At 68.0% G+C, this 2333-nt stretch carries 3 protein-coding genes and 1 pseudogene; 1 reads left to right on the top strand and 3 read right to left on the bottom strand.

Annotation, left to right across the window (positions count from 1 at the left end):
* The 3 genes and pseudogenes from VF794_RS01230 to VF794_RS01220 all read right to left on the bottom strand — a co-directional run.
* Positions 1-255, bottom strand: a pseudogene (locus tag VF794_RS01230) (hypothetical protein); the annotation flags it as partial.
* Between the two features lie 452 nt (positions 256-707).
* Positions 708-1046 (bottom strand): metalloregulator ArsR/SmtB family transcription factor, encoded by a 339-nt coding sequence (locus VF794_RS01225; protein WP_331106884.1) that lies wholly within the window; start codon positions 1044-1046, stop codon positions 708-710.
* The gene (locus tag VF794_RS01220; protein WP_331106882.1) at positions 1036-1533 is read right to left on the bottom strand and encodes an SRPBCC family protein; all 498 of its coding nucleotides are present in this window, start codon (positions 1531-1533) and stop codon (positions 1036-1038) included. The genes VF794_RS01225 and VF794_RS01220 overlap by 11 nt, the downstream gene beginning before the upstream one ends.
* Before the next feature lie 230 nt (positions 1534-1763).
* On the opposite strand from VF794_RS01220, the gene VF794_RS01215 reads away from it, so the two are divergent.
* The coding region (locus VF794_RS01215; protein ID WP_331106880.1) for a M12 family metallopeptidase at positions 1764-2333 on the top strand (570 nt) is incomplete at its 3' end.

Raw genomic sequence — 2333 nt, 5'->3', positions numbered from 1 at the left:
GGCACCGGCCCCATTCGCGGGGATGGGCGCCAATGGCCAACGGGCAAGCTCCACCTGGTCCCCCGCCGAGTCCACCAGCGCCGCCCCCGCCAGCGTCCAGGGCTCCGCGCCGGGGTTAATGAGGCCCAGCCGCACAGCCACGCTTGCCGGGCGGCTCTCGCCCGTGGGCGTGTAGCTGTAACTCCAGGCCCCCATCAGCCCGAGCGCGTTGGCTGGCGGCTTCCTCACCCCCGAGCCAAGCGGCTTGGACGCCACGACCCCAGCCCCCTCCAGCCACACAGCCCCATGAGCCCGCCCGGCTCCTCACGCTCGGCCAGAAGCCGCGCTTTGTCCTCCTGGCACTGGCGCGCTTCGGCCTGTGCTTCGTCCCTCTCTTTCTTGAGCACGTCGGGCGGGCGCGGCTGCCGGAACACCTCCACCCGGCGCGTCCCCCGTGACGCATGACCCACAAGCCAAAAGCTCGCGGTTGCAGCAGTTCGGGCGCGACGCTTTGAAACGGCGACGGGGTACGCACCACCAGCCCTTCCAGTCGCAGACCCGAGAGCACGGCGACCTGGGCTGTTTGGTAGTCCAGCCGCGGGCCAGTGGCCGCTTCCACCATGTTCGGTCGGGAGCGAGCGGTCACCACCGTCCCACCATGCGGCGGACGCGGTTTTCAATCGCTGGGACCCGGCGGGCCCGGCACCTGAAACTCCCGAGCAGGCGCCCTACTCCTCGACGAAGGCCTTCAGACGGTCGAGGGTGTCGTCCCACTCCTTGGAGATGAGGTCGAGCAGGCGCCGTGCCTCCGCGAGGCGGCTGGGCTCGAGCTGCCAGAGGTTCTCGCGTCCATCGCGCGCGTTCTTCACGAGGCCGGCGCCAGCGAGGACCTGGAGGTGCTTCGTCACCGCCTGGCGCGAGACACCCGCCCCCTCCGTCAGCTGACTGATGGAGAGCGGCCCCTCCTCGCTGAGGCGGGTGACGACGCGCAGGCGCGTCTCGTCTCCGAGCGCGGCGAAGAGGGGCGCCGAGTCCTTCCACGAAGGCGCCGCGGCGCTACGCCTCATGACGGAGAAGGTACTTCGCGATGAGCTGTGTCTGGTGCTCCCAGCCACCTTCGTTCGCCGCGAAGGCCTTGGCGCGGCGCTCCAGTGGGATGCGGTCGAACCCCGACTCGGTGATGGTGAGCAGGGTGCCGCCTTCCGCCTCGGCGAGCTCGAAGACGACGAGCGTGGTCGGCTCCTTAGAGTAGTCGACGCCCGGTTCGATCGCGAAGGGGTGCCAGCGGAACGAGAAGAGGCGCTCGGGCTCGATCCGGTCGACCGTGAAGTCGAACGCCGTCCCCGCGTGCGGCTCCTGGAGCTTCGCCACCTCCGGGTCCGCCTGGGTCGGCGTGATCCTGCCCGTCATCCGCGCGCCCGCCACGAACGGACCGTCGAACTTCACTCCGAACCACGCGCCAAACTCGCGCGCGTCGCTGACGGCGCGCCAGACGCGGCTCACGGGCGCTCGCAGGGTGATCTTCTTCTCGATACGGTCGGTGACGGTGCTCATGTGCAACCTCCAGGTTGCGCGGGACATAGCGCAGGCCTCCGTGGATGGCAACCAAAAGGTTGCACATCGAGGTCTGAGGTATCCCCCTCATTTAGCGAGCTGGCGAGGCGGAGGTTGGTAAGGCAAGGCACGGGTTCAGCCAGGAAAAGCCTGTCAAATGCGTTCATGCTTGATTCCTGGAAGTCTTCTGGATTCAGGTGGCGTCCTCGTCCACGACTCGGTGAGGACCCATGCGCTTTTCACGGCTGCTCCACTGCACGCTGCTGTTTTCGGCCATCACGTTCGCGGGCTGTGCCCAGGACGATGCGCCGGCTCCTGACTCCACGCCGACGAGCCAGGCGGGGGCCGTGCGGACTGGCTACGTCCGGCTGGCGAAGGATGGTCAGTTCCATCCGGTGACCTTCACCGACGTGAACGGGCAGGGAATGCTCGAGGGCGATATCGTCCTGGGTCCCACGGACGAGCTCACCTCGGCGACCCCCGGAAGCCCGAGGCGCGTTTCGGCGATGGGCGTCGCCATCAGCGGCTCGGGCTACCGCTGGCCGGGCGGGGTCGTACCCTATTTCATCGACCCGTCCCTACCCAACAGGGAGCGGGTCACCAATGCCATCGCCCACTGGGAGGCGCGCACGAACCTGCGCTTCGTCCAGATCAACTCCTTCAATTCGAGCCAGTACTTCAACCGCGTCGTCTTCCGCCCCGGTGACGGTTGCTCGTCCCCCGTGGGGATGCAGGGAGGCCCGCAGCATGTGAACCTGGCCTCCGGTTGCTGGACCTCGGAGACCATCCATGAGATCGGC

Origin of the sequence: Archangium sp. (genome assembly GCF_036389735.1) — a bacterium.
Classification (GTDB): domain Bacteria; phylum Myxococcota; class Myxococcia; order Myxococcales; family Myxococcaceae; genus Archangium.
This window is presented reverse-complemented; position numbering and strand designations above follow the sequence as displayed.

What these genes read in the sequence shown, in the direction of transcription:
- VF794_RS01225 (WP_331106884.1), bottom strand. Translation starts at nt 1,046, where the DNA reads ATGAGGCGTAGCGCCGCGGCGCCTTCGTGGAAGGACTCGGCGCCCCTC.
- VF794_RS01220 (WP_331106882.1), bottom strand. Translation starts at nt 1,533, where the DNA reads ATGAGCACCGTCACCGACCGTATCGAGAAGAAGATCACCCTGCGAGCG.